Origin of the sequence: Corynebacterium auris (assembly GCF_030408575.1) — a bacterium.
GTDB lineage: Bacteria > Actinomycetota > Actinomycetes > Mycobacteriales > Mycobacteriaceae > Corynebacterium > Corynebacterium auris.
Map to the genome: position 1 here is coordinate 424,390 of NZ_CP047047.1, position 25,748 is coordinate 450,137.

The following is a 25,748-nucleotide window of genomic DNA, read 5'->3' on the forward strand; positions in this document are numbered from 1 at the left end:
AAGACGCCCGCCGAGCTCGACGCCATGGAGGCGGCGGGCCGGGTGGTGGGCGAGGCGCTCGTCGCGGTGCGCGCGGCAGCGGCGCCCGGCGTGAGCACCCGGGAACTCGACCGGGTTGCCGAGGAGGTCATCCGCAGCCACGGAGCGACGCCGACGTTTTTGGGCTACGAGGGCTTTCCGGCGTCGATCTGCGCCTCTGTCAACGACGTGGTGGTCCATGGCATCCCCGGCCGCGGGACCGTGCTGCGCGAGGGAGACCTCGTCTCTATCGACTGCGGGGCAACCCTCGACGGCTGGGTGGGGGATTCGGCGTGGTCGTTCGGGGTGGGGGCGCTCGCTGCAGACGTCGATAAGCTCAATCGCGCAACGGAGTGGGTTCTGAACGAAGGGATCGCCGCGATGGTCCCCGGCAACCGGCTCACCGACGTCTCGCACGCGCTCGAGGCCGCCACGCGCCGCGCCGAGGAACGCTTCGGCGTTGTGCTCGGCATCCTCGACGGTTACGGCGGGCACGGGATTGGCCGGAGCATGCACGAGGACCCCTATCTGTCCAACGAGGGCCGCCCGCACCGCGGCCCCCGTATCCGGGAGGGCTCGGTGCTTGCCATCGAACCCATGCTCATCCTCGGGGGAGGGGTTGAGAGCAAGGTGCTTGACGACGACTGGACCGTGCTCACGCTCGACGGCGCGCCCGCGGCGCACTGGGAGCACACCGTCGCGGCGACCGCGGACGGGCCCCGCGTGCTCACCCCGCGGCCGGCGTAGGGCGCAAAAGGCGAGATTTCGGCTGCCCGGGGGATATACTGAGCGCATGTCGTACACACCGCGCCACTCGAAGCCCTCGCGAGCGAAGCGCCGCGCCGCTAGCGTCGCCGCGCTCGCCGGGCTGTCCGTTTCCCTGTTCGCCGCGCCCGCGCACGCGCAGCAGGCTAACCCGCTGGCGCAGCTGAGCTCCGCCTCCTCGGCGGGCAGCCTGGACGCCTTCGCGGCGCAGGCCACCGCTGCCTTCGAGCAGCTTGCCGCTCAGCAGGACCGCGCGGCGCGGGATGCGGCCTGGAACACCCGCAACACCCTGATCCAGCAGGCGAACGGCCTGGGGGCGATCAACCCCGAGCTTCCGGCTCAGGCGAAGGCGGCCGTTGACCGAGCTGTGGAGACCTTCTTCCCGGGGCTGATCGCGCAGCGCACGCCGAAGCCCGCGCCCGCCCCGGCAGCGCAGACGCCCGCGCGGGCCGCACAGGCCCCCGCATCCGCGGCCCCGGCTTTCGACTACGGGCCGTGCCCGAAGGACGCGAAGGCGTGCATCGACATCGACGGGCGCCGCTCCTGGCTGCAGCGGGACGGGAAGATGTACTACCAGGCCGCCACGATCGGCCCGGGCAAGCCGGGGTACGAAACCCCGCGCGGGACCTTCTACGTCAACCGGAAGGTCAAAGACGAGATCTCCTACGAGTTCAACAACGCCCCGATGCCGTACGCCACGTACTTCACCAACAACGGCATCGCGTTTCACGAGGGTGACCCGGCGTACCTGTCGCATGGGTGCATCCGTATGCACCGCGGCGACGCGCAGCGGTACTTCAACGACCTGCAGATCGGCGACAAGGTCTTCATCTACTAAACCTCCAGCCGGCGCTGGTTTGTGTTTGCGCTGGTAAGCGGTTACACTGGACTTTCGGTGTGTGGCAGACGGGCTGTGCCCGTGCGCCCACGCCGTGTAGCAACCCCGGAAATACGGCACGTGACCAGCACGCATAGTGCTTGAGGAAGTGGAGTGTATGGCAAAAGAAGGCGCTATTGAGGTCGAGGGCCGCATCGTCGAGCCCTTGAAGAACGCTATGTTCCGTGTCGAGCTCGACAACGGACACGAAGTCCTTGCTCACATCAGCGGCAAGATGCGCCAGCACTACATCCGTATCCTCCCCGAGGACCGCGTCGTTGTGGAGCTTTCTCCCTACGACCTGGACCGCGGCCGTATTACCTACCGCTACAAGTAAGTAGACAAGCCTCCTTACCCAAGCGCATCCCCGCGCCCGCGGGTGTGCGTCTTTCACCTCCGGCCACGGTGGCCGGAGCCGCGCGTTATCACGACCCACCGCCCGGTTAGGACCGGGTGAAGCGTCGCGTGGTGCGGGCGAGTAGGGAGAAAACCACCGTAACAACCTGAAAGGTACGTCCCACATGGCACGTCTAGCTGGTGTGGATCTTCCCCGCAACAAGCGCATGGAGATCGCACTGACCTACATCTACGGAATCGGCGCAACCCGTTCCAAGGAACTGCTCGAGAAGACGGGCATTTCTCCTGACCTGCGCACGGATAACCTGACCGACGATCAGCTCGCCGCGCTGCGCGACGCCATCGAGTCCTCCTACACCGTCGAGGGCGACCTGCGCCGCGAAGTCCAGGCCGACATCCGCCGCAAGATCGAAATCGGCTCCTACCAGGGTCTGCGCCACCGCCGCGGCCTGCCGGTGCGCGGCCAGCGCACCAAGACGAACGCGCGCACGCGCAAGGGACCGAAGAAGACCATCGCAGGAAAGAAGAAGTAACACATGCCTCCGAAGACTCGTTCCGGCGCGCGCCGTGGTGGCCGTCGCGTCGTCAAGAAGAATGTGGCCGCAGGCCACGCGTACATCAAGTCCACGTTTAACAACACCATCGTGTCCATCACGGACCCGAACGGTGCCGTGATCTCCTGGGCGTCCTCCGGCCACGTCGGCTTCAAGGGCTCCCGCAAGTCCACCCCCTTCGCCGCGCAGATGGCGGCCGAGAACGCCGCCCGCAAGGCGATGGACCACGGCATGAAGAAGGTTGACGTCTTTGTCAAGGGTCCGGGCTCCGGCCGCGAGACCGCCATCCGCTCGCTCCAGGCCGCCGGCCTTGAGGTGTCCTCGATCTCGGACGTGACGCCGCAGCCCTTCAACGGCTGCCGTCCGCCGAAGCGTCGTCGCGTGTAAGGCAGAAAGGAAGAGGTAATACACCATGGCTCGTTACACCGGCCCTGCTACCCGTAAGTCCCGTCGCCTCCGCGTCGACCTCGTCGGCGGCGACATGTCCTTCGAGCGCCGCCCCTACCCCCCGGGGCAGGCTGGCCGCGCCCGCATCAAGGAGTCCGAGTACCTGCTCCAGCTGCAGGAGAAGCAGAAGGCCCGCTTCACCTACGGCGTGATGGAAAAGCAGTTCCGCCGCTACTACGAGGAGGCCAACCGCCTCCCCGGCAAGACCGGCGACAACCTGCTGATCCTGCTGGAGTCCCGCCTGGACAACGTCGTCTACCGCGCCGGCCTGGCCCGTACCCGTCGCCAGGCCCGCCAGCTGGTCTCCCACGGCCACTTCACGGTCAACGGCAAGAAGACCAACGTCCCCTCCTACCGCGTTTCCCAGTACGACATCGTCGATGTCCGCGAAAAGTCGCGCAACATGCTGTGGTTCGAGGAGGCCCAGGACAACCTGGTTGACTCCGTCGTGCCGGCCTGGCTCCAGGTCGTCCCGGAGACCCTGCGCATTCTCGTGCACCAGCTGCCCGAGCGCGCTCAGATCGAGGTTCCGCTGCAGGAGCAGCTGATCGTCGAGCTTTACTCGAAGTAACGCAGCCGTTACTTCACCCCGCGCCGACGCGCACCGTTGCCCGAGGCGCGAAATCTTCCGATTTTTCCAGCACCCGTTCCTACCGGCATCAAATAGTGGTTGCCGACAAAGGAGAAGCACATGCTCATCTCGCAGCGCCCCCAGCTCACCGAGGAATACATCGACACCAACCGCTCGAAGTTCGTCATCGAGCCACTCGAGCCCGGTTTCGGTTACACCCTCGGCAACTCCCTGCGCCGCACGCTGCTGTCGTCCATCCCGGGCGCGGCGGTGACCTCGATCAAGATCGACGGTGTCCTCCACGAGTTCACCACGATCAACGGCGTCAAGGAGAACGTCTCCGAGATCATCCTCAACGTGAAGGACATTGTCTTGTCCTCCGACTCCGACGAGCCGGTGGTCATGTACCTGTCCAAGCAGGGGCCTGGCGACGTCACCGCGGGCGACATTGACCTGCCCGCCGGCGTGGAGATCCACAACCCGGATCTGCACATCGCCTCGCTCAACGAGCAGGCTCGCCTGGAGATGGAGCTCGTTGTCGAGCGCGGCCGCGGCTACGTCCCGGCCGTGCCCAGCGCAGGCGGGGAGGTCGGCCGCATCCCGGTTGACCAGATCTACTCCCCGGTCACCCGCGTCGCCTACAAGGTTGAGGCAACGCGTGTTGAGCAGCGCACCGACTTCGACCGCCTGGTCATCGATGTGGAGACGAAGAACTCCATGACAGCCCGCGACGCCCTGGCGTCCGCAGGCTCCACCCTCGTCGAGCTGTTCGGGCTCGCCCGCGAGCTGAACACCGCCGCCGAGGGCATCGAGATCGGCCCCTCCCCGCAGGAGACCGAGTACATCGCGGCCTACAACCTGCCCATCGAGGACCTCAACTTCTCCGTGCGCTCCTACAACTGCCTGAAGCGCCAGGAGATCCACACGGTTGGCGAGCTCGCGGAGTGCACCGAGAGTGATCTGCTGGACATCCGCAACTTCGGCCAGAAGTCCATCAACGAGGTGAAGATCAAGCTCGCCTCTTTGGGCCTGACCCTGAAGGACGCCCCGGAAGATTTCGACCCGACCCAGATCGAGGGCTACGACGCCGAGACCGGCGACTACGTCGACACCAGCGCGGAAGAAACCGAGTAACACCACCGAGCACGCGCTCACCTAACCGCAACGAGGAGTACGAACATGCCTACCCCCAAGAAGGGTGCCCGCCTCGGAGGGTCCGCCAGCCACCAGAAGCACATCGTTTCCAACCTGGCACAGTCCCTCTTCGAGCACGGCGCCATCAAGACCACCGAGGCCAAGGCCAAGGTGCTGCGCCCCTACGCAGAGAAGCTGATTACCAAGGCGAAGAAGGGCACGCTGGCTGACCGCCGCGCCGTCGCCGCCGAGCTGCCGAACAAGGACATCGTCGCGTACCTGTTCAACGAGCTCGCACCGAAGTTCGCCAACCGCGAGGGCGGCTACACCCGCTCCATCAAGTTGGAGAACCGCGCCGGCGACAACGCCCCGATGACCCACATCTCGCTCGTCCTCGAGGAGACCGTGTCCGCCGAGGCGACCCGCACCGCGCGCGCGGCCGCCTCCAAGGAAGCCGAGAAGGCGAAGGCCGAGCAGGCTGAGGCCGACAACGCTGAGGCCGACAACGCTGAGGCCGACAACGCCGAGGAGACCAAGGAAGACTAGTCTCCGACCGTCGCACACCCCGCCTGGTTCCGAGCGAACCGGGCGGGGTGTTCGCGTTGCGCGGGTTGCTAGTGTGAGGGCCGTGACCGTACGCAACGCGAATACCGAGGGCGAGACCGAACGCGATGAGGTGCGCCTGCGCCTCGACATCGCCTACGACGGCACCGGTTTCCACGGGTGGGCCCGGCAACGGGACTCGGCCGACGGCACGCCCACCCGCACGGTCCAGGCGACCCTCGAAGACGCGCTGAGCACCATCCTGCGCTCCCCGGCGCGGCTCACGGTGGCCGGGCGCACCGACGCCGGCGTCCACGCCACCGGGCAGGTCGCCCACCTCGACGTCCCGCGGGCCAGCCTCGAGCAGCGCTCCATCGACGGCCGGCCCGAAAACCTCGTGCGCCGCCTGGCCAAGTTCCTCCCCGAGGACGTGCGGGTCACCGCCGTCCGAAAGGCGCACCCGCTTTTCGACGCCCGCTTCGCCGCCCTGGAGCGCAGCTACGTCTACCGGGTGACCACCAACCCGGCGGGAGCCCTGCCCACCCGGCGGGCGGACACTGCCGTGTGGCCGAAGCCGGTGGACATTGAGCGCATGCAGGCCGCGGCGGACCTCGTGGTCGGGCTGCACGACTACGCGGCTTTTTGCAAGGCGCGCCCGCACGCTACGACGGTGCGGGAGGTGAGCGAGATGCGCTGGGTGGAGGCGTCGACAAGCGACGAGCCCGAGCTCTACGAGGCCCACGTGAGCGCGGACGCCTTCTGCTGGAATATGGTGCGCGCGCTCGTGGCCTCCTGCCTTGAGGTGGGCGAGGGGCGGCGGGACGCGACCTGGGTGGGCGGGCTGCTGGGGGAGAGGCAGCGCTCGCCCGAGGTCCGGCTTGCGCCCGCTCGGGGGCTCACGCTGACCGGGGTGACCTACCCGGCCGAGCGGGACTACGCCGAGCGCGTCCGCGCGACCCGGGCCCGCCGCGACGCGCTCTAAGCGCGCCCAATCCGGGCCTGCGGCGCTGTGTGAATAGAATGCGTGTCGTGCGAAAACTCCGCCCAGCCCGGGGCGGGTCGATGGGAAGGACGCAGCGATGGCCCTAGCAGGAACGGTGATCCTCGCCCTGCTCGTCTTCGTTGTCCCCGGCTTCGCCTTCGCCTGGGTCGCCGGCGCGCGAGTGCCGGCCGCCCTGGCCGCGGCCCTGCCCGCCACATTCGGGCTTGTCGGGCTGAGCGCGTGGATGTGGGGCGTGGTCAACGCCCCGTTCACGTGGCTGACCTTCAGTATCACGCTGCTTATCGGGCTTGCCGCGGCCGGGCTGTGGCGCTGGGCCTTCGCCCGGCGCGCGCGCCGGCGAGGGGAGGAAAGCTGGCGGGCCGCGCTGTGGCCCACAACCGGGCCCAGAACCGGGCCCAGCTGGGGGAGCGTTTCCTGGCTTCTCCCCGCCGCGGGCGTGGTCGCGGGCGCCTGGATGATCATCGGGGACCGCCTCAACTGGCTGGTGCGCCTGCCGCACGGCGTGGGCAACATCGTGCAGGGCTGGGACTCGCAGTGGCACGCCAACGTGGTGCGCTTCATCATGGAAGAAGGCGTCGCCTCGCCCACCCGCATGGGCGAGCTGCAGAACATGGAAACCCACGCCGACCTGCTCTACCCCTCGGCCTACCACGCGGGGATCGCCCTGTTCGCCGAGGCAGCAGGGCTGGAGCCGATCCCCGCGGTCAACATCGCCACGACGGTTCTCGTCGGCGCGGCGCTGCCGGTCTCCATGGCGTGCCTCGCCTTCGCGGTGCTGCGCTCGCGGGGCCTGACTGCCCAGATCGCCGGTGGCCTGGCCGCCGTCGCTATCTACGTGGCCCCGCCGTTCTGGGTCGCCGATTACGTGGGCATGTGGCCCTACCTGTTCGCCACCACCATGGTCGGCGCGTCCCTCTTCCTCTTCTGTGCGGTGCCATTCCAGCGCGCACTCGCCCTGCCGGCGGCCCTCGCCTTCGTGGGCGTGCTGCAGGTCCACCCCTCGGTGGTGACCTACATCGCGCTGCCGGTCGCGCTGTTCTGGCTCACCGGCCTGCTCGTCCGCCCCGCCCGGTCCAGGCTGACGGACCTCGCGTGGCTGGCCGGGCCCGCACTGGCGGCCGTCGTGGTGTACCTGCCCCAGGCGCTGGCGGGTTCTGAACAGACGGAGGAGGTCACCGGCTGGAACACCTCGGCGGACTCGGACATCACCGATGCGTGGAGCGCCGTCGTCGGGCTGGCTACGCGCCACGTCGGGGAGTTCTTCCCCGGCTTCACGGCGGTGACGCTTCTCTGGCTCGCGGGCTTCGGCGCGCTCGTGGCGCTTTTCTGGCGCGGCCAGGCGTGGCCCGTGCTCTTCTACGCGCTTTCGGTGGTCACCGCCGTCCACGCGATCGAGCCCTTCGAGGGGGTGGGCGGGGACATCCTCTCCGTTATCGGTGGGCTGCACTACAATGCCGCCCACCGCCTCGTTCTGCCGGTGGCGATGCTCACCGTCGTGGGAGCCGCCGTGGGGCTTGCGGCCATGATCCGGCTGGTCTGCCTCGCCCCGCTCGCGGCGCGCAGCGGCTCGCCGCGCTGGCAGCGGGCGAGTGTCGCCGCCTCCGTCGCCCTCGCGCTCGTGGCCGGCGCCGGGGTCGCGTGGTGGGCGCGCGAGCGCGCCGCCGAGGGCGCGGAGGCGAGCTACAGTGCCGTGCGCGTAGGTGGCCGCATGGTCAGCGACGACGACCTTCTCGCCTTCGACTGGCTGGCCTCCCAGCCCGCCGCCTGGGAGGGCTACACCATGGGCGACCCGGCGGACGGGCATTCGTGGATCTACGCCTACAACGGCGTGCCCACGATCTCCCGGCACTACCTGTGGCCCACCGGCGGGCGCGGCTCGAGCTTCGACACGCTCTACTGGCACGCGGACATGCTCGGCAACGGGCTGCGCGGTGACCCTGGGGCGGGCAACGCGGTCGACCGGGCGGCGCGGGACCTGAACGTCAAGTTCTTCCTGCTCAGCCCCGACCCGTTCTGGCGCGAGCAGTTCCCCAACTACGAGCAGCTCAAGGGCCTGTGGACGGCGCCGGGAGCCACCGCGGTCTACCGCAAGGGATCCACGGTCATCTTCGCCGTCAACGAGCAGTTCACCCGGGCGGAGCTTCGCGCATTGCGTAACGACGCCACACGCAGCGGCTCCGACCCCCTCCCCGAACTGGAGCCGGCCGCCCCGCAACCGTAGGCGGCGTTTCCCCGGCGCGGGGCGACGCGTTGCGCTATTGTAAGCGGGCATGCGCCCGGCTCGGGGGGAGCCGGCGCGAACCACACAGGGGGAAACACACAGGGGGAGTGTGCATGAGTACATCCGCAGGCAGGCGGCCGGAGCGGCTGCTGCCCACCACCCGTGCGCAGGTGACGGGCCACCGTTTTATGCGCCGCAGGGTGGAGCACGGCCTGGTGTTCGGTGACATCAGGATGATCCACGACCCACTCGCCACGCGGCGGCGGGCGCTCATCCTCGGCGTCGTCGCAGTCGCGCTCGGTGTTGCCGCCGCTGCGCTGGTCGCCTGGCTCGAACCCTCCCCCGACCCTGGCGACGCGCTGATCCTGCGGGACGCCTCCGGCAACCTCTACGTCCGCGTCGACGGCACCGTCCACCCGGTGACCAACTTGGCGTCCGCCAGGCTCGCCGCCGGGGCGGCGGAGGAACCGGCGCGGGTGGGGCAGGAGCACCTCGTGGGCATGCCCCGCGGGGTGCCGATCGGCATTGGTGACGCCCCTTCGGCCTTCGCCGCGGCAGACACGCCGGACCTGCGCTGGTCCGCCTGCGAACAGGCGGGGGAGGTGACCGTGCTGGCCGTGGAAGAAGGCGCCAGCCCGCGCGCTTTCGCCCCCGGTGCCGCGGTCCTCGCCGCCGTGGGGGGCAGCGAGTGGGTGGTGACCGCGCAGGGGCGCACCCTGCTGCCGAACCCCGATAGTGCCGCGGGGCGGATCGTGCGCCGGCGGCTCGGGATCGACGCCGCAACCCCGCGCTGGCAGCCCCCGGCGCAACTTCTCGGGGCGCTGCGGGAGCACCCGCCCTTCGCGCTGCCGAGCCCGCTGCCCGAGGTGCTCACCGCCGGGGAGGAATCCTGGCTAGTCACCCCGGACGGCGGGGTGCAGGGCCTCACCCCAACCCAGCGCGACGTCTTGGCGGACGCGGGCGCGGCAGTGCGCGCAGTGCCGCGCGGGGAGATAGCGACCCACCCCGACGCAGCGAACCCGGTGGATGTGCGGTTACCCACCGCGCCCCCGCGCTGGCTCGACCCGGCGGCAGGCCCCGTTTGCGTCGACGAGACCCGCGGCGCGGCGGAGGCGGGCGAGGCATTAGCGGCCGGGCGCACCCGGCTCTCGGGAGGGTCGGTGGCCGCCTACTTCACTGGTCTGCCTGCCGGGTCAGTTGCCGTGGACACGGGCCACGGGTATCACGCCGTCTCCCTGCACGGGCTGCGCCACGAGGCGCAGGGGCGCGAGGCGCTCGAGATGGTGGGGGCGGTGCACGAGGAAAAGGTGCCGTGGGAGATCCTCTCTCTGCTCCCCGCCGGCAGCGAGCTCAGCCGCGAGGCCGCGCTGACCGCCACCTACTGACCGCGCTCGCCCCAGACATGGCGAGCGCGCATAGGGCGGCGAGGCCGGCCATGGCCCACCCCCAGCGGCCGCGCGCCGGGGACGCAGCCCCGCGCGCTGGCTCCACGACGAGGGGCGCGGCGGCGGCGCGTTGCGCCGCCTGCACGTGCGTCAGCGCGGCCAGAGGCTCCACCGCCCCGCCGGCCGGTTCGGCCGCCGCGGTGATGAGCGCGCGGACCTCTCCCGGGGTGAGGTGCGGGTAGCGCTCGATGATGAGCGCCGCGGTGGCGCTGACCACGGGCGCGGCGAAGCTCGTGCCCACGAAGGGGGCCACCGTGTCGCGCTGCGGGGCACTGCCTGCGGCGAATCCGCCGCCCGCCCAGGACAGCCCCACCTCGGCCGTGCCGGTGGCGGACAGCGGCGGTGCGCCCTCGGGCGCGGCCACCGAAAAGTCCGCCACCGCGTGCGCGGACTCGCGGGCCCCGACGGCAAGGACGGTGGGCGAGTGGGAGGGTAGGACGTAGGAACCGTGGGCGCAGTGCTGCCCTGCGTTGCCGGCGGCGGCAACGACCACGGCTCCTTCGGCTTCCGCGCGGGCCAGAGCCCCGTCCAGGGCGGTGGAATCGATCGCACCGCGATCGCGCGGGTCCACGCAGGAGACGACGGAGACGTTGATAACGCGCGCCCGCTCGTCGAGGGCGGCGTGGATGGCCGCGGCCAAGGAGCGCACGCTTCCCGACGCCTCCACCTCGTCCCCCGGCTGCCTGTTGCGGTAGTGGGCGGAGGTCTGCCGCACCGCGAGGATCTCCGCACCGGGGGCAATCCCGGTCGTGCGCGCGGCGATGATCCCGGCGACGACGGTGCCGTGGCCGTCGCAGTCGAACAGCGGGTCCGGGGTGTCCGGGGTGACCAAGTCCGCCCCGGGCACGAGGTGGACAAGCTCCGCGTTGGGGCTGACCCCGGTGTCGATGACGGCGACGCGCACCCCGGCCCCGGTGGCAAAGCGGCGCAGCTCGGCCGCCCACTCGGGGACCGCGGGTGCCTCGGCGGGGGCGGGCGCTGTACACGGGACGTCCTGCGCGGCGGCGTCGACGGCGATGACGAGCGCACCCGCCACGGTGGCAGCGCACGCCGCGATGGCCGGGGCGCGCACCTAGAACCCCCGCACCAGGTCGAAAAGGCCGGAGACGTAGGCGGCCACGGGCAGCGCGGCGATGAGCGCCACCGCCTCCGCGCGCTCGACCCAGACCACGGTGGTCGGTTCCAGCTCCGGCAGCCGCGGCACCCACGCCACGGCCGAGGCGCAGGCCAGGCCGACCAGGACCGCCAGGGTGACGGCGGCGGGGTGGGTGGGCTCCATCCGCGCTGCCGCGACCCCGCAGCCCAGCGCCGCGGCCAGCGCGATCGCGCTCAGGCTCACCCGGGGGACGCGGTAGTGGTGACGGGTGGCGTGGAACCCCACCGCGCCGAGGACGCATAGGCACAGCACGGCGGCCCAAGTGCCGCCGCCCCAGGCCAGCCACAGGAGGGACGGCGCCCCGACGAGGGCGCAGGCCACCGTCATTCCCGCCACCGTCGCGCGCGCCGCGTGCGCCCGCGTATCGACGTCCGGCTGGTAGCCGTCCGCCGTGGCGAACTCCTCCCCGGCTGTCGGGATGCGCGGCACCCGCAGCCCGGCAGCGCGGGTGGCCACGCCGGGAGCGGCGGCGGCAGCCAACACGGCGCCGATCACGGCGACGGCGGGCGGGGCCGTGGGGGAGGGCAGCCACACCGCCGCGGCCGCCGCGGCCGCGAGGGTTGCGGTGGTGAGGCAGGCGGCGGTGAGCGGGGCGTCGACAAGCGAGAAAAGCGCCCCTGCGCCCGTGATCACGGCGAGGGTAGCGGCGGCCGCGAGCACCCCCAGGGCCGGGTCGGTCGCCTCCCAGCCGGCGGGGGGACCCGCCACCCACGCGCCGCACGCACCGGCGGCTGCCAGCGCCCCGGAAAGGAAAAGCAGGCGCGAGCCCGCGTAGAGGCCCAGGACAAGCGCCGCTGCCGCCGCCCCCGCAAGCGCCACCACCACCCCGACGAAGGGCGCGAGGGCGGCGGCGAGCACCGCGCAGCCGACCAGCGAGGTCACGGAGTCGAGCCCGCGCAGCGAGGCGGCGCCCTCGGCCGCCGCAGCCAGGGACTCGGCGGCGTCGCGCACCGCGGGCGGGTGCGTCGGCTCCTGCGGGCGCAGCACGAGTACGTTGCCGTCGCGAAGCTTGAGCTGGTAGAGTGGCGTATGCATGTCCAGCGCAGTACCCGCGACAGTCGTGGCCTGCCACGGCCGGTGGACCTCCGGCAGCTCCACCAGGCGCGCCAGCTCGGGGAGAATCTCGCTGAGCGCGGAGGAGGTGGGCAGGGTGAGGTCGACGTCCCTGTGGAAGGAGACGACGTCGATGCGGACCGTCACGCGCACGACGTGGTGCGCCGAAGTGGCAACCATGGAAACCCCCGATAAGTGCAGTCTGAGGCGCGGCGTCCCCCTTGCCGCGCGCGGAACTTCATTATTGCCTAGGATCGTGGGAACGTCCACAGCAGTAGTCGCCGGTTCGGGGTGGACCGGCGGTTGTGGAGGGGGGAACACAAGGGGGAATCGTCCGTGCTCGGGCTCGACCACAATGCCGTTTTGGCGCCGCTTTCGCCGCAGGCCGCGGAGCCTGCCCCGGCCCTGCCTGCGGGAACGCTCGCCGCGGAAGGCGTGCCGGCGGCGCAGAAGAACACCACGCCACCGCTCATCAAGATCCTCATGCCCGTGGTCATGCTCGCCGCGGTGGGCGCGATGGTGGCCATCATGGTGCTGTCCGGGCGGGGGATGAGCCCGATGATGATGCTCTTTCCCCTCATGATGGTCTTCGGCGTGCTCATGATGCTCTCGCCGCCGGACAAGACGAGCGACATCGACGAGACCAGGCGCGTCTACCTGCGCCACCTCGACGCGCTGGCGGCGCGCGCCCGGGCCAACGCGGACAAGCAGCGCGCCCACGCCGTCTACTTTCACCCCGACCCGGCCCTTTTGCTCACCGCCACGCCGACGTGGCGGGTGTGGGAACGCGGCGCTGACGCGCAGCGCGCCGGGGAGGTGCGCATCGGGGTGGGCGAAAGCGCGCTGTGCACCCCCATCGACGTCGCCGACCCCGGTTCGCCCGAGGACCTCGACCCGGTGTGCGCTGTGAGCCTGCGCCGCACCGTGGCCGCGGTGGGCACGGTGCCCGGCATGCCCATCGTTGTCCAGCTGTCGGCCTTCCCCACGCTCACCCTGGCCGGGCCGAGCGCCCTGGGCGTGGCGCGCGCCCTGGTGGCCCAGCTCGCCTTCTTCCACGGCCCCGAGGCCATCGGCGTGATCAACCGGCACCCGGATACCTCTCTGGCGTGGACGAAGTGGCTGCCTCACACCGCCGCCCCGGAGGCTGCCTGGCTCACGGTGGTGCTCACCGACGCGGCGGGCGCTCACGCGGCGCTGGCGGACCCGGCGGCGGACTGCGTCATCGTCATCGACGCCGACCCCGCCTACGTGGTCGACGAGGACGCCTTCAACCTCGCCTGCACCTCCGAGGTCCGGGCCCGCACCGAGGCGGGGGAGGAGCTGCTGGGCACCCCCGATACCCTCAGCGCGGCCGAGGCCCTGCTCATTGCCCGCCACCTCGCCTTTTACCGCCGCCCGGTCGAGGCGAACGCGACGGTGGCGTCGGGGCTGCTGGACATGCTCGGCATCGCGGACATCGACCACCTCGACGACCACACCATGTGGGCCGGCCGCGAGGGCACGCGCCAGCGCCTCACCGTCCCGTTCGGGCTCGGCCCGGACGGCCAGCCGGTCTACCTGGACCTGAAGGAGGCCGCCCACGGCGGGATGGGCCCGCACGGGCTGTGCATCGGGGCGACAGGCAGCGGCAAAAGCGAGTTCTTGCGCACGCTCGTCGTCGCGCTGGCGGCGACGCACTCGCCCGAGGAGCTCAACCTCGTCCTCGTCGACTTCAAGGGCGGGGCGACCTTTCTCGGCTGCGAGGGGTTGCCGCACACCTCCGCCGTGATCACGAACCTGGAAGAGGAAGCGCTTTTGGTCGAGCGCATGCACGACGCGATCTCCGGGGAGCTTAACCGCCGCCAGGAACTGCTGCGCGCGGCAGGGAACTTCGCCAACATCACCGACTACGCCGCCGCCCGCGCGCAGAACCCGGGGGAGATGGAGGCGCTGCCGGCGCTGGTCATCGTGGTCGACGAGTTCTCCGAGCTGCTCAGCCAGCACCCCCACTTCGCCGACCTGTTCGTGGCGGTGGGCAGGCTCGGCCGCTCCCTCGGTGTTCACCTTCTGCTCGCCTCCCAGCGCCTGGAGGAGGGGCGGCTGCGGGGCCTGGACTCCCACCTGTCGTACCGCATCGGCCTGAAGACCTTCTCCGCCGCGGAATCGCGCCAGGTCCTCGGGGTGCCGGACGCGCACGAGTTGCCCGCCGAGCCGGGTTCCGGCTTCCTCGCCACCGGCCCCGGCGCGCTCACCCGCTTCCGCGCCGCCTACGTCTCCGGGCCGGTCACCCGCCGCGTCGAGCTCCAGGAGCCGGGCGAGGGCCCGCGCATACAGCTTTTCGACGGCTGGCCCAACGCCACCCAGCCTGCCCCCGCGGCACAGGAGATCGTCGATCACTCCACCACGGTGCTCTCCGCCGTGGTCGCCGCCGCGGCGCGGACAGCCCGCGCCCGCGGGCTGTGGGCACACACCGTGTGGCTGCCCCCGCTGCCTGCGTCGATCGAGCTGGCCGCGGTGTGCGAGGAGGCGGGCTTCCTCGGCGCCGTCATCGGGCTGACGGACGAGCCCTACAAGCAGCGCCAGGACCACCTGACCGTCGACCTGTCCGCGGCGGGCGGGCACCTCGCCATCGTCGGCGGCCCGCAGACCGGGAAATCGATGGCCCTGACCACGCTCGTCGCCTCCCTGGCGGCGACGCACACGACCGAGCAGATCACCGTGTACGCCATCGACGCCGGGGCGGGCCTGCTCACGGGCCTTGAGGTCCTGCCGCACGTCGCGGGCGTCGCGGCGCGCGACAACGAGGAGAAGGTGCGCCGCGTGGTCGACGAGGTCGCCGGCTTTATCGACGACCCGGCCGCGCTCGGCGGGCGCCACGCCATCTTCATCGTCGACGGCTGGCACGCGATCGCGGGGACGGATTCGCCCCTCGCGGACCTGCGCGAAAAGCTCACGCGCATCGCGGAGGACGGCCCGGCGGCCGGTGTCCACCTGGTGGTGACGGCGCAGCGTTGGAGCGCGGTGCGCGCCACTATCCGCGACCTCATCGGTACGCGCCTGGAACTGCGTCTGACCGAGCCCCACGACTCGCTCATCGACCGCAAAGCCCAGGCGAGCCTGCCACACAAACCGGGCCGGGGCCTTTCGCACACCGGGGTGCCCATGCTGGTCGCGGCCACCTACCCGCAGGACCTCGCGCACATCGCCGCCCGCAGCGCCGACCAGGCCCCCGTCCCGCGCCTGAAGGTCCTGCCCGCCCACGTCACAACGCGTACGCTTCTCGACGCCCTCCCCGCCGGCGCCCTCCCCCTCGGCGTCGGCGGGCCCCGCCTGGAGCCCGTCGCCTGCGCCTCGGGTCACGTGCTCGCCCTCGGCACCGGCGGGTGCGGCAAGTCCACGCTTGTGGCCAGCGCCATCGAGGCGGTGTGCGCGCTGCCGCGCGAGAAGGCGCGCCTGGTCATTCTCGACCCGCGCCGCACCCACCTAGGCCGGGCGCCGGAGGAGATGGTCGCCGCGTACGCCGCCGGGTCGTCCGCCGCGGGGGAGGCGGTGGCAGCCGCCGCCACGACTCTCTCCCAGCGCTTGCCCGGGCCCGGGGTCACGGCCGAGCAGCTCGCGCAGCGCTCCTGGTGGCAGGGCCCGGACATCTGGCTGATCATCGACGACCTCGACCTGCTCAGCGAGGACGTCCTGCGCCCCCTCATCCCGCTTGTGCCGCACGCGCGCGACGTCGGCCTGCACATCGTCGCCGCACGCAAGTTCAGCGGTGTGGCGCGCGCCCTCTACGGCGGATTCCTCGGGGCCTTCAAGGACCTCGCGCCCGACGCACTGCTTTTCGACGCCACCCGCGACGAAGGCACCATCTTCGGCGTCAGGCCCAGCGCGCACAAACCGGGGCGGGCCACGCTCGTGCGCGGCAGCGAGGTGGTGGGCACCGTGCACATCGCCGCGCCCTACGCGGAAGGTGAGGCGCTGTGAACGCCCCGGCTTTGACCATCAGGATGTCGGGCGGGGTGGTCATCTTCGACGGGGCCGCCCGAGTCTACCGCTACGACCGCCCCACCCCGGCGGAGATCGCCAGCTACGTGCGCGGGCTTTTCGGCCCCGACCCCGGCGGGGCAGTGGTCCACGTGGTGGCGGAGGAAAGCGACGTGGAGCGGCTCGACCAGGCGTTGGCGGGCTACGACATCGTGCTGACCGCCGAGCGGCCGGAAACGGAGGCGGATATGGGGACATCGACATCCTCCCCTGTCGAAGAAGAAGTGGAGATCACCCGCCCGCAGTCGCGGGTGGCGGGCGAGGAGCCCAGGTGGGTGGTGCCCGCGGCGGCAGCCGCCGTCGTGCTGATCGTCGGTGCGGTGATCTGGGGCACGCTCGCGCTGCGGGCGGACGAGGCAGCGCCGGTCGTTTCCTCTCCTCCTCAGACTGATTCGCAGGCTGATCCACGGACCGCCGCCCCGCCCCCGGCACCGCGCGCCGTGATCCTGCGCGACGGCCTGAGCGTCGAGGTGCCCACCGGCTTCACGGTGGCCGCCGACGGCGACATGTGGCGCGCGACGGGGCAGGACCCGGACTTCCGCCTGCAGCTCGCCGTGGAGGAGCTCTATCAGCTACCGCCCGCCGAAATGATCGCCCAGGTGCTCCGCGATATCGAGGCCGACCCCGAGGTGGAGCTGGTGAGTAACGACGGGGCGGTCGTGCTGTACCTGCAGCGCTCGCCCGACGGCTCCGAGGCGCTGTGGAAGACGTGGGAAAGCGCCGGCCGGCAGCTCTTCGTGGGCTGCCACACGCGCACGGCGCCCACCACCGTGCAGCAGGCGACCTGCCGGATGGCCATGGACTCCGCCGCCTTCGACTCAGCCACAGCGCCCGGACCGGCCGAAGAAAAAACTTTGCCGCCGGAGGGAACCGGCGGCACGGTTGCGTCGTCCAATAGGGGTGCGAGGTAAGTCAGGCCGCACGCGGCGACGCAGCCTCCGGCAATCGCCGCCACTAGGGCAACAACCACACTCCACACACAAGGGGGGACGAACCATATGGGACAGTTCAAGACCGAAGCTGATGTGATGCGCTCCGCAGCCGAGCGCGTCGACGAAACCAACAGCAACGTCAACACCGAGATCGACCGGGTGCAGCAGGTTGCGGAGTCGACCCGCTCCTTCTGGGCCGGCGAGGCGCAGCGCAGCTTCGACGAGCTCATGGTCCGCTACGACGACGCGCAGCGCCGCCTGGGCGAGGCACTGAGCGCCATCGCGGTGAACATCCGCGACAACGCGAAGAACTACGAGGGGGTCGACGCCAGCAACACCGACGACTTCCGCTCCATTTCCGCCGGACTCGCTCTGTAGGCCCGCGGCGCAGTTTCACGCACGACAGCCACACGAAAGGAAACAGCAACAGCATGGAAATCAAGTACGGGTTCGGCCAGCTCTCCGGCGCGGCCCAGGACATGGACGCCTCCGCCGCAGCGATTGAGGCCCAGCTCAACGACCTCAAGAGCATGCTTCAGCCCATGGTCACCACGTGGGAGGGCGAGGCCGCCGAGGCGTACGCCGCCCACCAGCAGAAGTGGGACCAGGCGGCCGAGGAGCTCAACACGATCCTGCGCACCATCGCCGCCACGGTGGAGGAGGGCAACAGCCGGATGCAGGCCGTGAACGCGGCAGCCGCCGCGAGCTGGGGCTAAGCCCCGCGCGGACACCAGACGTGCGGACGGCGGGCGGAATACGGGGGTAGACGCAGCCCGCCGCGCCGCATGACACCTCGCCCGCTGGGCCGGTGCGCTTGGGGGAGCGCGCCGGGGACCCAGCGGGCGGGACCACTGTTCGGGGGGAAACGCATCGGGGGAAGGCGCCGCCGCGCACGCCGCGGCGGCGCCTTGGCGCGTTTTGGTATTTGGCGGGGCAGTCCTCTAGCCTTATACACCTGTGTGTTCTGGCGCCTCCGGGCGCTCCACCCGCCGGGTCTCCACCGGCCGCCGGCGGGTGCGGCGGGGCGCACTCGAAACTGGCCGGCAGCTCTCTAGACAGACTTTAAGGAGTCATGCATGTCTACCTACCACCCGAAGAGCGGTGACATCACCCGCAAGTGGTACGTCATCGACGCCACCGACGTGGTTCTGGGCAAGCTTGCTTCCACCGCAGCGGACATCCTGCGTGGCAAGCACAAGCCGCAGTTCGCGCCGAACGTCGACACCGGCGACCACGTCATCGTGATCAACGCCGACAAGGTCCACATTTCCTCGAACAAGCGCGACCGCGAGATGCGCTACCGCCACTCCGGATACCCGGGCGGTCTGAAGTCCATGACCCTGGGTCGTGCACTTGACGAGCGCGCCGACCGCGTGATCGAGGAGGCAGTGCGCGGCATGATGCCGCACAACCGCCTCTCCCGCCAGTCCATCAAGAAGCTTCACGTCTTCGTCGGCTCCGAGCACCCCTACGCCGCTCAGAAGCCGGAAACCTTCGAGTTCAAGCAGGTGGCACAGTAATGACCGAACCGAACAACTACGCAGAAGAAAACCTCGGCGCTGCCACCGATATCGAGGCAGCCACCGCCGCTACCGAGGAGTTCAACTACACCATCGGTGACGCGATCGCCCCCGAGGCTGACACCGAAGCCGAGGAGGCTGTCGAGGTCGTCTCCCTCCACGAGGGCCCGATCCAGACCGTCGGCCGCCGCAAGCGCGCCATCGCCCGCGTCACCGTGACCGAGGGCGAGGGCACGATCGTGGTCAACGGCCGCGAGTTCGCGGACTACTTCCCGAACAAGCTGCACCAGCAGGACATCCTCACCCCGCTGACGCTTCTGGAGCGCGAGAACCAGTTCAACATCAAGGCCACCATCAACGGCGGTGGCCCGACCGGTCAGGCTGGCGCTTTGCGCCTGGCCATCGCGCGCGCCCTCAACGTCTACAACCCGGCTGAGCGCCCGACCCTGAAGAAAGCTGGCCTGCTCACCCGAGACGCCCGCGCCGTCGAGCGCAAGAAGGCCGGTCTGCACAAGGCCCGCCGCGCTCCGCAGTACTCCAAGCGTTAATCGCCCGAGGTATGCCGCTCACGCCGCCCCGCTGGTTTCCAGCCGGGCGGCTTCGGCGTCGTCGGACCCCTTTGTTTCACGGGCCGTGTGCCGGGGCGGGCGGGTGCCCTCGGGCATAATTGGCGCCATGACTCGATTGTTTGGAACCGACGGTGTCCGCGGCCTCGCCAACCAGGTGCTCACCGCCCCGCTGGCGCTCAAGCTGGGCGCTGCGGCGGCGGTAGTGCTGACGGAGAAGGCGGGATCGGGCCAGCGCCGACCCACGGCCATCATCGGCCGGGACCCCCGCGTGTCAGGGGAGATGCTCGCCTCGGCCATGGCGGCGGGGATGGCGTCGAAAGGCGTCGATGTCTTGCGCGTCGGCGTGATTCCCACCCCGGGCCTGGCATTTCTTACCGACGACTACGGTGCCGACATCGGCGTGATGATCTCGGCCTCCCACAACCCGATGCCGGATAACGGCATCAAGTTCTTCTCGGCCGGGGGCCGGAAGCTTCCCGACAGCGTGGAGGACAGCATCGAGGCGGCAATGGCGGAGCTCGACGAGACGGGGCCGACCGGCACCGGTATCGGGCGCGTGATCGAGGAGGGGATGGACGCGCGGGAGCGCTACCTCGCCCACCTGCGCGAGGCCGTGGGGACCGACCTGAGCGGAATCAAGGTCGTCGTCGACTGCGCCAACGGTGCCGCCTTCGAGGTCGCGCCTAGGGCGTATGCGGCGGCAGGAGCCGAGGTCATCCCCATCTTCAACTCGCCGAACGCCTTCAATATCAACGACGGCTCCGGGTCCACCCACATGGACAAAATCCAGGCGGCGGTTGTCGAACACGGCGCGGACATCGGGCTTGCCCACGACGGGGACGCGGACCGGTGCCTGGCTGTCGACGCGCGCGGCACCATCGTCGACGGCGACCAGATCATGGCGATCCTCGCCACCGGGATGAAGGAGCGTTCCAGCTTGCACGAAAACACTCTGGTTGCCACGGTCATGAGCAACCTGGGGCTGAAGCTCGCGATGGAGCGCGAGGGGATCACCGTGAAGGAGACGAAGGTCGGAGACCGCTACGTTCTCGAGGAGCTGGGGCGCGGCGATTACTCCCTCGGCGGCGAGCAGTCCGGGCACATCGTGATCCCCGCGCACGCGACGACCGGCGATGGCACCCTGTCCGGCCTGACCCTCATGGCCCGGATGGCGGAGACGGGTCGCACGCTGGAGGACCTGGCGAGCGTGATGACGGTACTGCCGCAGGTGCTCATCAACGTGCCGGTGTCGAACAAGGCGCTCATCCTGAAGGACGACTCCGTGCTCAGCGCAATCGACGCGGCCGAGGACGAGCTCGGGGAGTCGGGCCGGGTTCTGCTGCGTCCCTCCGGCACGGAGGAGCTTTTCCGCGTCATGGTGGAAGCCGCCGACTCGGAGGTGGCGCGCCGCGTTGCCGGTCAACTCGCGGCGGTCGTGGCGGCAGTGTAGCGTCCTGTGTGCCGGTCCCGGCCAAAAATAATGGGGGTAGCGGGAACCTGGCGGGGTAAAAGACAGTCTAAGTAGGGTGCAAGTATTTTTGGCCCTGCGAGGGGGCGGCCGAGGGGCCGCCCAAGGGGGAATGGGGGACATGAGCGTTCCGCTGAACGTGGATCCTGAGATCGCGCGCGCCGAGCTGCGCGCCGCTGTCGACGAACACCGCCAGGTGATCGCCGACTTGCGGGCGAACTTGCCCGACTTTCCGTCGGGCGCGGCGGGGCAGGGGTTTGCCGCCACTGCCGAAAGCCTCTCGCGCGCGATGGTGCGAATCCAACACCTGACCATAGAGTTCATGGAAAACCGCGTGGCCGCGTGGGAGCAGATCATCGGGCTCGTGGACACCGTGGAGGCGAGCGACGCCCGCAACGCCGAAGCCCTGGGCGGGGGTGCGCGCTGATGGAGGGGGTCCTGGACAAGCTTTCGCGCATCGTTGTCGACGCGAGCTCGATCCCTCTCGCCCCGCCGACGCAGGTGGCCCACATCAACGCCGTCGCGGCCCAGATCACGGCCGCCCAGCGCCAGACCGAAGGAATGAACCTGGCGCTGGTGCGTGCCGGGGCCGACAACCTCACGCGCCCTCGCGGGGCGCGTTTCGCCGGCAAGCTCATCGGGCTGGGGCGCGACGTGGTGGAGAAGATCCTCGCGGAGCTCGGCGCAAGCGCGTTCATGGACAAGATGGACGGCGTGGGCGAATGGTTCGACAGCGTCGGCATCGGCCCGGACGAAAAATCCCGGCAGGCGGGGGAGAACCAGCAGGGAGACAACGCCGAGCGGCTGCGCGAGGCCGTGGACCAGTGCTGCACGGCAATCGACGAGGTGTGCACTACCTCGGACGCGGGGGCGTCGGCGATGCTCGACCTCGTCTCGCTCGTCCTCATGGTCTGCAAAGCCTCGCCGCACGCACAGGTGGTGTCGCTTTTGCTCCCGTTGGCAGGCGAGGGGCTGAGCAACGTGCTCGGGACGGTCAAGGACCGCAACGACAGCATCGAGCGCTGCCTGAACGAGTGCGAACTGATGTGCCGGGAGGCGGAGCAGCACAGGCCGGCCCCGCCGCCGGCACAGCCCGCGCCCTGCGCTGCCGAGACGCCCCGGCCGACGGTGACGCCGGTGTGCGAGGAACCGCGCCCCGTGCCGGCCCCGCCGACGCACCCCGCCGCCGCGCCTGCACCTGCTCCCACACCAACACCCGCACCAGCGCCCGAACCGCCTCAGCCGCGCGATGCTGGCAGCATTCCTACAGCGCCGAGCTCTGCGGTGCCGAGTTCTGCGGTGCCGAGTTCCGCGGTGGCGAGCTCCGCGGCGTCCAGTTCGGCAGCCGCGAGCTCCGCGGCCCTCGCGCCGGCGGGTCCCGCCGCGACGAACGCGACGCTCGTGGCCAAAATCGACATAGACATCGACATCGATGCCGACATCGACGCCGGCCTGGATACCTCGTGCGCGAACCGCGCGGCGAGCTCCCCCGCTGGGTCCGTCGCCGCAGCGGCGGCAGCTGCGGAGGCGCTCGCCTCGGCAGGGCAGGCGGGCGCGCACGGTATCGCCTCCGCCGTGAGCCACGCCGAGGCGGCGGTACGAGCGGCCGTCGAGCAGGTGCTGCCGCCTTGCGGCCACGAGTACACGTGCGACTGTGCCTGCGACGGGCACAGCGAGCCCGCGCCGCCCTGCCCGGAACCGGCCCCGGCGCCCCAGCCCGTAACACCGGAGGGATCCTTCACGCCGCCGCCCGAGCTGGCGCAGGTTAAGGAGCCCCCGCCGCCCGCCGGAAAGCTCGCGCACCTCGACCACGCAGCCCACGCAGCCCCCATGGATAGTCCGGCCGCTCCCGCGACCGAACCCGCGGCCGCCACACCGCCTGCCCCGGAGGCGCCAGCGGTCACTGAGCAGCCGGCGCCCCCGGCGCCCCCGTCACCCCCAGAGCCTTCTCGCACCCCGACAGGTTCCCAGATCAAGAAAACGAGTGGATGGTAATGGACTTTCTCGAGTTTGTAGAGCAGTACAAGCTCCGCACCGCGAAACGCATGGCGGACTTCGAGGCGGCGATCAACGAGGCCCACCGGAAGATGGAGCAAGCGGGGCGCCAGCAGCAGGTGATCAGGGAGCTCAACCTGCGTACTCCGCCGATGGACCCGCCGCGCGGCGCCTACCGGCCGCAGCGCCGCGGCACCAGGGTGCAGCAGATTATGCAGCGCGACGACCCGGCTGGTCCGGGCCCGAGCGAAGCGGAACCGACCGGGGCCGTCTAACCCGGGGCCGTCTAACCCAGCTTGAGCGCGTCGCCCGCGGTGTCAAAGCCGACGAGGGACGCGATGCCCTCCCCGGCCACGGAGGACACCCCGCCGCCGGAGGCGTCCGGAGCGGAGAAAGCGGCGTACTTCTTTTCCCCGCCGAGCTGGTGCAGGAAGTAGCCGACAAGCAGGCCGCGGACCGTTTGCTGGACCTTGCGGTTCGGCGCACCGAGGCCGGTGAGGCGCTTGAACAGGCCGTCTTCGGGGATCGCGCGCTGGTTGCCGTTCTTGATCACGCGGTAGACCTTCTCGCCGGCCCAGTTGTAGGCCACGTCGGCGGGGTTGCCGGGATCGAAGATCGCGTTGCTGTCGGAGTCGGGGCCGATAATCATGCCGGGCAGAAGAACGCTGCGGGCCGCTTCCACGGCGGAAGGCGCGGTGGAGGCGGGGTAAACGGCGGCGACGGCGGCGACCTTCTTGTTGTCCACCGCGGCGAGGATGGCCGCGCCGCCGCCCATGCCGTGCCCGGCGAGGCCGAGCTTGCCCGGGGAGACGGTGATATTGCCGTTGCCCAGGCGCACACCCGCGAGGATCTGCAGGGTGGTTTCCAAATCGGCGGCGAGGCCGGCGTGGTCCGGGCGCAGCCCGGTTTCCGTGTCCGGCGCGGCGGCGACGATGCCCCAGCTGGCCAGGTGGCGCAGAGTATCGCGGTAATCGTCCACGCCGCGCACCCAGTCGTGGCCGAAGGCGACGGCGGGAAGGTCCTTGCCTTTCTCTGGGGCGTAAACCTTTCCGGGCAGGCCCGTGTAGCCGAGGTCGCCCTCGAGCACGTGGTGGGGTCCCTTTTTAGACAGGGAGGACAGTTTCTTCAGATTCGCAGACACGCATTCGAGAATACTTGAAAGCGTGCAGGCGGTCGGGGTCTCTCGCGGCGGCGCGTTGCCGTTGGGAAGCGGCGCGGCCGGTGGTTTATTGTGTTCGCTATGTGTGGAATCGTGGGATACGTGGGCGAGCGGGCCTCGCTCGACATCGCTGTCGCGGCGCTGCGGCGCATGGAGTACCGCGGGTATGACTCCGCGGGCATCGCGGTGGCGGGCGAGGGCGGCTTTGACGTCGTCAAGCGTGCCGGCAAGCTCGCCAACCTCGACGACAAGATCGCGGAGGCCGGCCGCGGCGCGCTGGCCGGCACCACGGCGATCGGGCACACCCGGTGGGCCACCCACGGCCGGCCTACGGACGAAAACGCGCACCCGCACATGTCTTTCGACGGCAAGGTGGCCATCGTCCACAACGGCATCATCGAGAACTTCGGCCCGCTGCGCGCCGAGCTGGAGCAGCGTGGCGTCACGCTGTCCTCCGACACCGACTCGGAGACGGCGGCGCACCTTCTCGCCCTGGCGTACAACGAGGGGGAGACCGCGGGCGACTTCCGGGCCTCGGCGCTGCAGGTGCTCAACCGCCTGGAGGGCGCGTTCACGCTGCTGTTCATGCACGCGGACCACCCCGACCGGATCATCGCGGCGCGCCGCTCCACCCCGCTCATGGTGGGCGTGGGCGAGGGGGAGATGTTCCTCGGCTCTGACGTCGCGGCGTTCATCGAGCACACCAAGGACGCGGTGGAGTTGGGCCAGGACTCGGTGGTGATCATCGACAAGGACAGCTACGAGATCCTCAACTTCGACGGCACGCCGGGTACCGGCTCCCCCTTCACCATCGACTGGGACCTGGAGGCGGCGGAGAAGGGCGGCTTCGACTCCTTCATGATGAAGGAGATCTTCGAGCAGCCGGCCGCCGTGCGCGACACGCTGGCCGGGCACTGGGACGGCAACCGCGTCACGCTGGACGAGAATAACCTGACTGATGGTGACCTGAAGTCCTTCAACCAGGTCTTCGTGGTGGCCTGCGGCTCGGCGTACCACTCGGGGCTGGCGGCGAAGTACGCCATCGAGCACTGGGTGCGCATCCCGGTGCAGATTGAGGTCGCCTCGGAGTTTCGCTACCGCGACCCCATCCTCGACGAGCGCACGCTCGTGCTCGCCATCTCGCAGTCGGGCGAGACCGCCGACACGCTGGAGGCGGTGCGCCACGCCAAGGCGCAGGGAGCGAAGGTTCTGGCGGTGTGCAACACCAACGGATCGCAGATTCCGCGCGAGTCGGACGCCGTGCTCTACACCCACGCCGGGCCCGAGATCGGCGTCGCCTCGACGAAGGCGTTTTTGGCTCAGGTGGCGGCGAACTACATCGTGGGGTTGGCGCTGGCCCAGGCCAAGGGGACGAAGTACCCGGACGAGATCCGCCAGATCTGGCAGGAGCTGGAGGCCATCCCCGCCAAGGTGGACGCGGTGCTTCAGGCCCGCGAGCAGGTCGCGCAGATTTCGCGGACGCTCGGGGCGGTGAAGACGATGCTCTTTCTCGGCCGCGGCGTGGGCTACCCCATCGCGCTCGAGGGCGCGCTCAAGCTCAAGGAGCTGGCCTACATCCACGCCGAGGGCTTCCCGGCGGGAGAGCTCAAGCACGGGCCCATCGCGCTGATCGAGGACGACCTGCCCGTCGTCGTCATCGTGCCCAGCCCCCGGGGGGTCTCGCAGCTGCACTCGAAGATCGTCTCCAATATCCAGGAGATCCGGGCGCGCGGCGCGAAAACAATCGTCATCGCGGAGGAGGGTGACACCGCCGTCGAGCCCTACGCCAACTGGCTGGTGCGCATCCCGCGGACCCCGACGATCATGCAGCCGCTTCTGGCCACGGTGCCGCTGCAGTTCCTCTCGGCGGACATCGCCCGCGAGAACGGCAACGAGGACATCGACAAGCCCCGCAACCTGGCCAAGTCCGTAACCGTCGAGTAG

At 70.3% G+C, this 25,748-nt stretch carries 25 protein-coding genes; 22 read left to right on the top strand and 3 right to left on the bottom strand.

The window, feature by feature from the left end:
- The first annotated feature begins 24 nt into the window (after positions 1 to 24).
- The 11 genes from map to eccB all read left to right on the top strand — a co-directional run bounded on the left by map (position 25) and on the right by eccB (position 9,875).
- On the top strand, positions 25 to 765 hold the full coding sequence (gene map / locus CAURIS_RS02140) for a type I methionyl aminopeptidase (protein WP_435384033.1): 741 nt from the start codon (positions 25 to 27) through the stop codon (positions 763 to 765).
- Positions 766 to 811: 46 nt separating this feature from the next.
- Positions 812 to 1,621 (top strand): L,D-transpeptidase, encoded by an 810-nt coding sequence (locus CAURIS_RS02145; RefSeq protein ID WP_290342582.1) that lies wholly within the window; start codon positions 812 to 814, stop codon positions 1,619 to 1,621.
- Between the two features lie 157 nt (positions 1,622 to 1,778).
- Positions 1,779 to 1,997, top strand: coding sequence for a translation initiation factor IF-1 (gene infA / locus CAURIS_RS02150; protein ID WP_019193979.1), 219 nt, complete (start codon positions 1,779 to 1,781; stop codon positions 1,995 to 1,997).
- A gap of 184 nt (positions 1,998 to 2,181) precedes the next feature.
- Positions 2,182 to 2,550 (top strand): 30S ribosomal protein S13, encoded by a 369-nt coding sequence (gene rpsM / locus CAURIS_RS02155; protein WP_006839471.1) that lies wholly within the window; start codon positions 2,182 to 2,184, stop codon positions 2,548 to 2,550.
- A gap of 3 nt (positions 2,551 to 2,553) precedes the next feature.
- Positions 2,554 to 2,958 (top strand): 30S ribosomal protein S11, encoded by a 405-nt coding sequence (rpsK, locus tag CAURIS_RS02160; protein ID WP_019193981.1) that lies wholly within the window; start codon positions 2,554 to 2,556, stop codon positions 2,956 to 2,958.
- A 25-nt stretch (positions 2,959 to 2,983) separates the two neighbouring features.
- Positions 2,984 to 3,589: a 30S ribosomal protein S4 gene (gene rpsD / locus CAURIS_RS02165; protein ID WP_290342583.1), complete on the top strand. Its 606-nt coding sequence runs from the start codon at positions 2,984 to 2,986 to the stop codon at positions 3,587 to 3,589.
- A 120-nt stretch (positions 3,590 to 3,709) separates the two neighbouring features.
- Positions 3,710 to 4,723 carry a DNA-directed RNA polymerase subunit alpha gene (locus CAURIS_RS02170; RefSeq protein WP_290342584.1) on the top strand — a complete coding sequence of 338 codons (1,014 nt, stop codon included), beginning with the start codon at positions 3,710 to 3,712 and terminating at the stop codon, positions 4,721 to 4,723.
- Between the two features lie 45 nt (positions 4,724 to 4,768).
- On the top strand, positions 4,769 to 5,269 hold the full coding sequence (gene rplQ / locus CAURIS_RS02175; RefSeq protein WP_290342586.1) for a 50S ribosomal protein L17: 501 nt from the start codon (positions 4,769 to 4,771) through the stop codon (positions 5,267 to 5,269).
- Positions 5,270 to 5,351: 82 nt separating this feature from the next.
- Positions 5,352 to 6,248, top strand: coding sequence for a tRNA pseudouridine(38-40) synthase TruA (gene truA / locus CAURIS_RS02180; protein ID WP_290342588.1), 897 nt, complete (start codon positions 5,352 to 5,354; stop codon positions 6,246 to 6,248).
- A 97-nt stretch (positions 6,249 to 6,345) separates the two neighbouring features.
- A complete protein-coding gene (locus CAURIS_RS02185) occupies positions 6,346 to 8,490 on the top strand; it encodes a DUF6541 family protein (protein ID WP_290342590.1) in 2,145 nt (714 codons plus the stop codon).
- A gap of 113 nt (positions 8,491 to 8,603) precedes the next feature.
- Positions 8,604 to 9,875, top strand: coding sequence for a type VII secretion protein EccB (eccB, locus tag CAURIS_RS02190; RefSeq protein WP_290342592.1), 1,272 nt, complete (start codon positions 8,604 to 8,606; stop codon positions 9,873 to 9,875).
- Here eccB and CAURIS_RS02195 read toward each other — a convergent pair.
- Together CAURIS_RS02195 and eccD are read right to left on the bottom strand one after the other, a co-directional pair.
- Entirely contained in the window at positions 9,841 to 11,007 is a 1,167-nt protein-coding gene (locus tag CAURIS_RS02195; RefSeq protein WP_290342593.1) for a S8 family serine peptidase, read from the bottom strand. The genes eccB and CAURIS_RS02195 overlap by 35 nt on opposite strands.
- Positions 11,008 to 12,324 (bottom strand): type VII secretion integral membrane protein EccD, encoded by a 1,317-nt coding sequence (eccD, locus tag CAURIS_RS02200; protein ID WP_290342594.1) that lies wholly within the window; start codon positions 12,322 to 12,324, stop codon positions 11,008 to 11,010. It lies immediately after the preceding gene.
- A gap of 156 nt (positions 12,325 to 12,480) precedes the next feature.
- Between eccD and eccCa the strand changes: the two genes are divergently transcribed.
- The 10 genes from eccCa to CAURIS_RS02250 all read left to right on the top strand — a co-directional run bounded on the left by eccCa (position 12,481) and on the right by CAURIS_RS02250 (position 22,920).
- The gene (eccCa, locus tag CAURIS_RS02205) at positions 12,481 to 16,101 is read left to right on the top strand and encodes a type VII secretion protein EccCa (protein WP_290342596.1); all 3,621 of its coding nucleotides are present in this window, start codon (positions 12,481 to 12,483) and stop codon (positions 16,099 to 16,101) included.
- Positions 16,098 to 17,072, top strand: coding sequence for a type VII secretion-associated protein (locus CAURIS_RS02210; protein ID WP_290342598.1), 975 nt, complete (start codon positions 16,098 to 16,100; stop codon positions 17,070 to 17,072). The genes eccCa and CAURIS_RS02210 overlap by 4 nt, the downstream gene beginning before the upstream one ends.
- Positions 17,073 to 17,159: 87 nt before the next feature.
- Positions 17,160 to 17,471: a WXG100 family type VII secretion target gene (locus CAURIS_RS02215; protein WP_290342599.1), complete on the top strand. Its 312-nt coding sequence runs from the start codon at positions 17,160 to 17,162 to the stop codon at positions 17,469 to 17,471.
- 53 nt (positions 17,472 to 17,524) lie between these two features.
- Positions 17,525 to 17,809 (top strand): WXG100 family type VII secretion target, encoded by a 285-nt coding sequence (locus tag CAURIS_RS02220; RefSeq protein ID WP_290342600.1) that lies wholly within the window; start codon positions 17,525 to 17,527, stop codon positions 17,807 to 17,809.
- Positions 17,810 to 18,169: 360 nt separating this feature from the next.
- A complete protein-coding gene (rplM, locus tag CAURIS_RS02225) occupies positions 18,170 to 18,613 on the top strand; it encodes a 50S ribosomal protein L13 (RefSeq protein WP_290342601.1) in 444 nt (147 codons plus the stop codon).
- Entirely contained in the window at positions 18,613 to 19,161 is a 549-nt protein-coding gene (rpsI, locus tag CAURIS_RS02230) for a 30S ribosomal protein S9 (protein WP_290342602.1), read from the top strand. The genes rplM and rpsI overlap by 1 nt, the downstream gene beginning before the upstream one ends.
- 127 nt (positions 19,162 to 19,288) lie before the next feature.
- Complete coding sequence (gene glmM, locus CAURIS_RS02235; protein ID WP_290342603.1) at positions 19,289 to 20,632, top strand: phosphoglucosamine mutase; 1,344 nt, start codon at positions 19,289 to 19,291, stop codon at positions 20,630 to 20,632.
- Between the two features lie 139 nt (positions 20,633 to 20,771).
- Positions 20,772 to 21,077, top strand: coding sequence for a hypothetical protein (locus tag CAURIS_RS02240; RefSeq protein ID WP_290342604.1), 306 nt, complete (start codon positions 20,772 to 20,774; stop codon positions 21,075 to 21,077).
- Positions 21,077 to 22,645 carry a hypothetical protein gene (locus CAURIS_RS02245; protein ID WP_290342605.1) on the top strand — a complete coding sequence of 523 codons (1,569 nt, stop codon included), beginning with the start codon at positions 21,077 to 21,079 and terminating at the stop codon, positions 22,643 to 22,645. Before CAURIS_RS02240 ends, CAURIS_RS02245 begins: the two co-directional genes overlap by 1 nt.
- The gene (locus CAURIS_RS02250) at positions 22,645 to 22,920 is read left to right on the top strand and encodes a hypothetical protein (protein ID WP_290342606.1); all 276 of its coding nucleotides are present in this window, start codon (positions 22,645 to 22,647) and stop codon (positions 22,918 to 22,920) included. The genes CAURIS_RS02245 and CAURIS_RS02250 overlap by 1 nt, the downstream gene beginning before the upstream one ends.
- Positions 22,921 to 22,931: 11 nt before the next feature.
- Here CAURIS_RS02250 and CAURIS_RS02255 read toward each other — a convergent pair whose 3' ends face one another.
- Positions 22,932 to 23,786: a dienelactone hydrolase family protein gene (locus CAURIS_RS02255; RefSeq protein ID WP_290342607.1), complete on the bottom strand. Its 855-nt coding sequence runs from the start codon at positions 23,784 to 23,786 to the stop codon at positions 22,932 to 22,934.
- A 99-nt stretch (positions 23,787 to 23,885) separates the two neighbouring features.
- Between CAURIS_RS02255 and glmS the strand changes: the two genes are divergently transcribed.
- On the top strand, positions 23,886 to 25,748 hold the full coding sequence (gene glmS / locus CAURIS_RS02260; RefSeq protein ID WP_290342608.1) for a glutamine--fructose-6-phosphate transaminase (isomerizing): 1,863 nt from the start codon (positions 23,886 to 23,888) through the stop codon (positions 25,746 to 25,748).

Excerpts from the sequence above, each read along its gene's own strand:
- map (WP_435384033.1), top strand. The coding sequence starts at position 25 with ATGGAGGCGGCGGGCCGGGTGGTGGGCGAGGCGCTCGTCGCGGTGCGC.
- CAURIS_RS02145 (WP_290342582.1), top strand. The coding sequence starts at position 812 with ATGTCGTACACACCGCGCCACTCGAAGCCCTCGCGAGCGAAGCGCCGC.
- infA (WP_019193979.1), top strand. The coding sequence starts at position 1,779 with ATGGCAAAAGAAGGCGCTATTGAGGTCGAGGGCCGCATCGTCGAGCCC.
- rpsM (WP_006839471.1), top strand. The coding sequence starts at position 2,182 with ATGGCACGTCTAGCTGGTGTGGATCTTCCCCGCAACAAGCGCATGGAG.
- rpsK (WP_019193981.1), top strand. The coding sequence starts at position 2,554 with ATGCCTCCGAAGACTCGTTCCGGCGCGCGCCGTGGTGGCCGTCGCGTC.
- rpsD (WP_290342583.1), top strand. The coding sequence starts at position 2,984 with ATGGCTCGTTACACCGGCCCTGCTACCCGTAAGTCCCGTCGCCTCCGC.
- CAURIS_RS02170 (WP_290342584.1), top strand. The coding sequence starts at position 3,710 with ATGCTCATCTCGCAGCGCCCCCAGCTCACCGAGGAATACATCGACACC.
- rplQ (WP_290342586.1), top strand. The coding sequence starts at position 4,769 with ATGCCTACCCCCAAGAAGGGTGCCCGCCTCGGAGGGTCCGCCAGCCAC.
- CAURIS_RS02185 (WP_290342590.1), top strand. The coding sequence starts at position 6,346 with ATGGCCCTAGCAGGAACGGTGATCCTCGCCCTGCTCGTCTTCGTTGTC.
- eccB (WP_290342592.1), top strand. The coding sequence starts at position 8,604 with ATGAGTACATCCGCAGGCAGGCGGCCGGAGCGGCTGCTGCCCACCACC.
- eccD (WP_290342594.1), bottom strand. The coding sequence starts at position 12,324 with ATGGTTGCCACTTCGGCGCACCACGTCGTGCGCGTGACGGTCCGCATC.
- CAURIS_RS02215 (WP_290342599.1), top strand. The coding sequence starts at position 17,160 with ATGGGACAGTTCAAGACCGAAGCTGATGTGATGCGCTCCGCAGCCGAG.
- CAURIS_RS02220 (WP_290342600.1), top strand. The coding sequence starts at position 17,525 with ATGGAAATCAAGTACGGGTTCGGCCAGCTCTCCGGCGCGGCCCAGGAC.
- rplM (WP_290342601.1), top strand. The coding sequence starts at position 18,170 with ATGTCTACCTACCACCCGAAGAGCGGTGACATCACCCGCAAGTGGTAC.
- rpsI (WP_290342602.1), top strand. The coding sequence starts at position 18,613 with ATGACCGAACCGAACAACTACGCAGAAGAAAACCTCGGCGCTGCCACC.
- glmM (WP_290342603.1), top strand. The coding sequence starts at position 19,289 with ATGACTCGATTGTTTGGAACCGACGGTGTCCGCGGCCTCGCCAACCAG.
- CAURIS_RS02240 (WP_290342604.1), top strand. The coding sequence starts at position 20,772 with ATGAGCGTTCCGCTGAACGTGGATCCTGAGATCGCGCGCGCCGAGCTG.
- CAURIS_RS02245 (WP_290342605.1), top strand. The coding sequence starts at position 21,077 with ATGGAGGGGGTCCTGGACAAGCTTTCGCGCATCGTTGTCGACGCGAGC.
- CAURIS_RS02250 (WP_290342606.1), top strand. The coding sequence starts at position 22,645 with ATGGACTTTCTCGAGTTTGTAGAGCAGTACAAGCTCCGCACCGCGAAA.
- glmS (WP_290342608.1), top strand. The coding sequence starts at position 23,886 with ATGTGTGGAATCGTGGGATACGTGGGCGAGCGGGCCTCGCTCGACATC.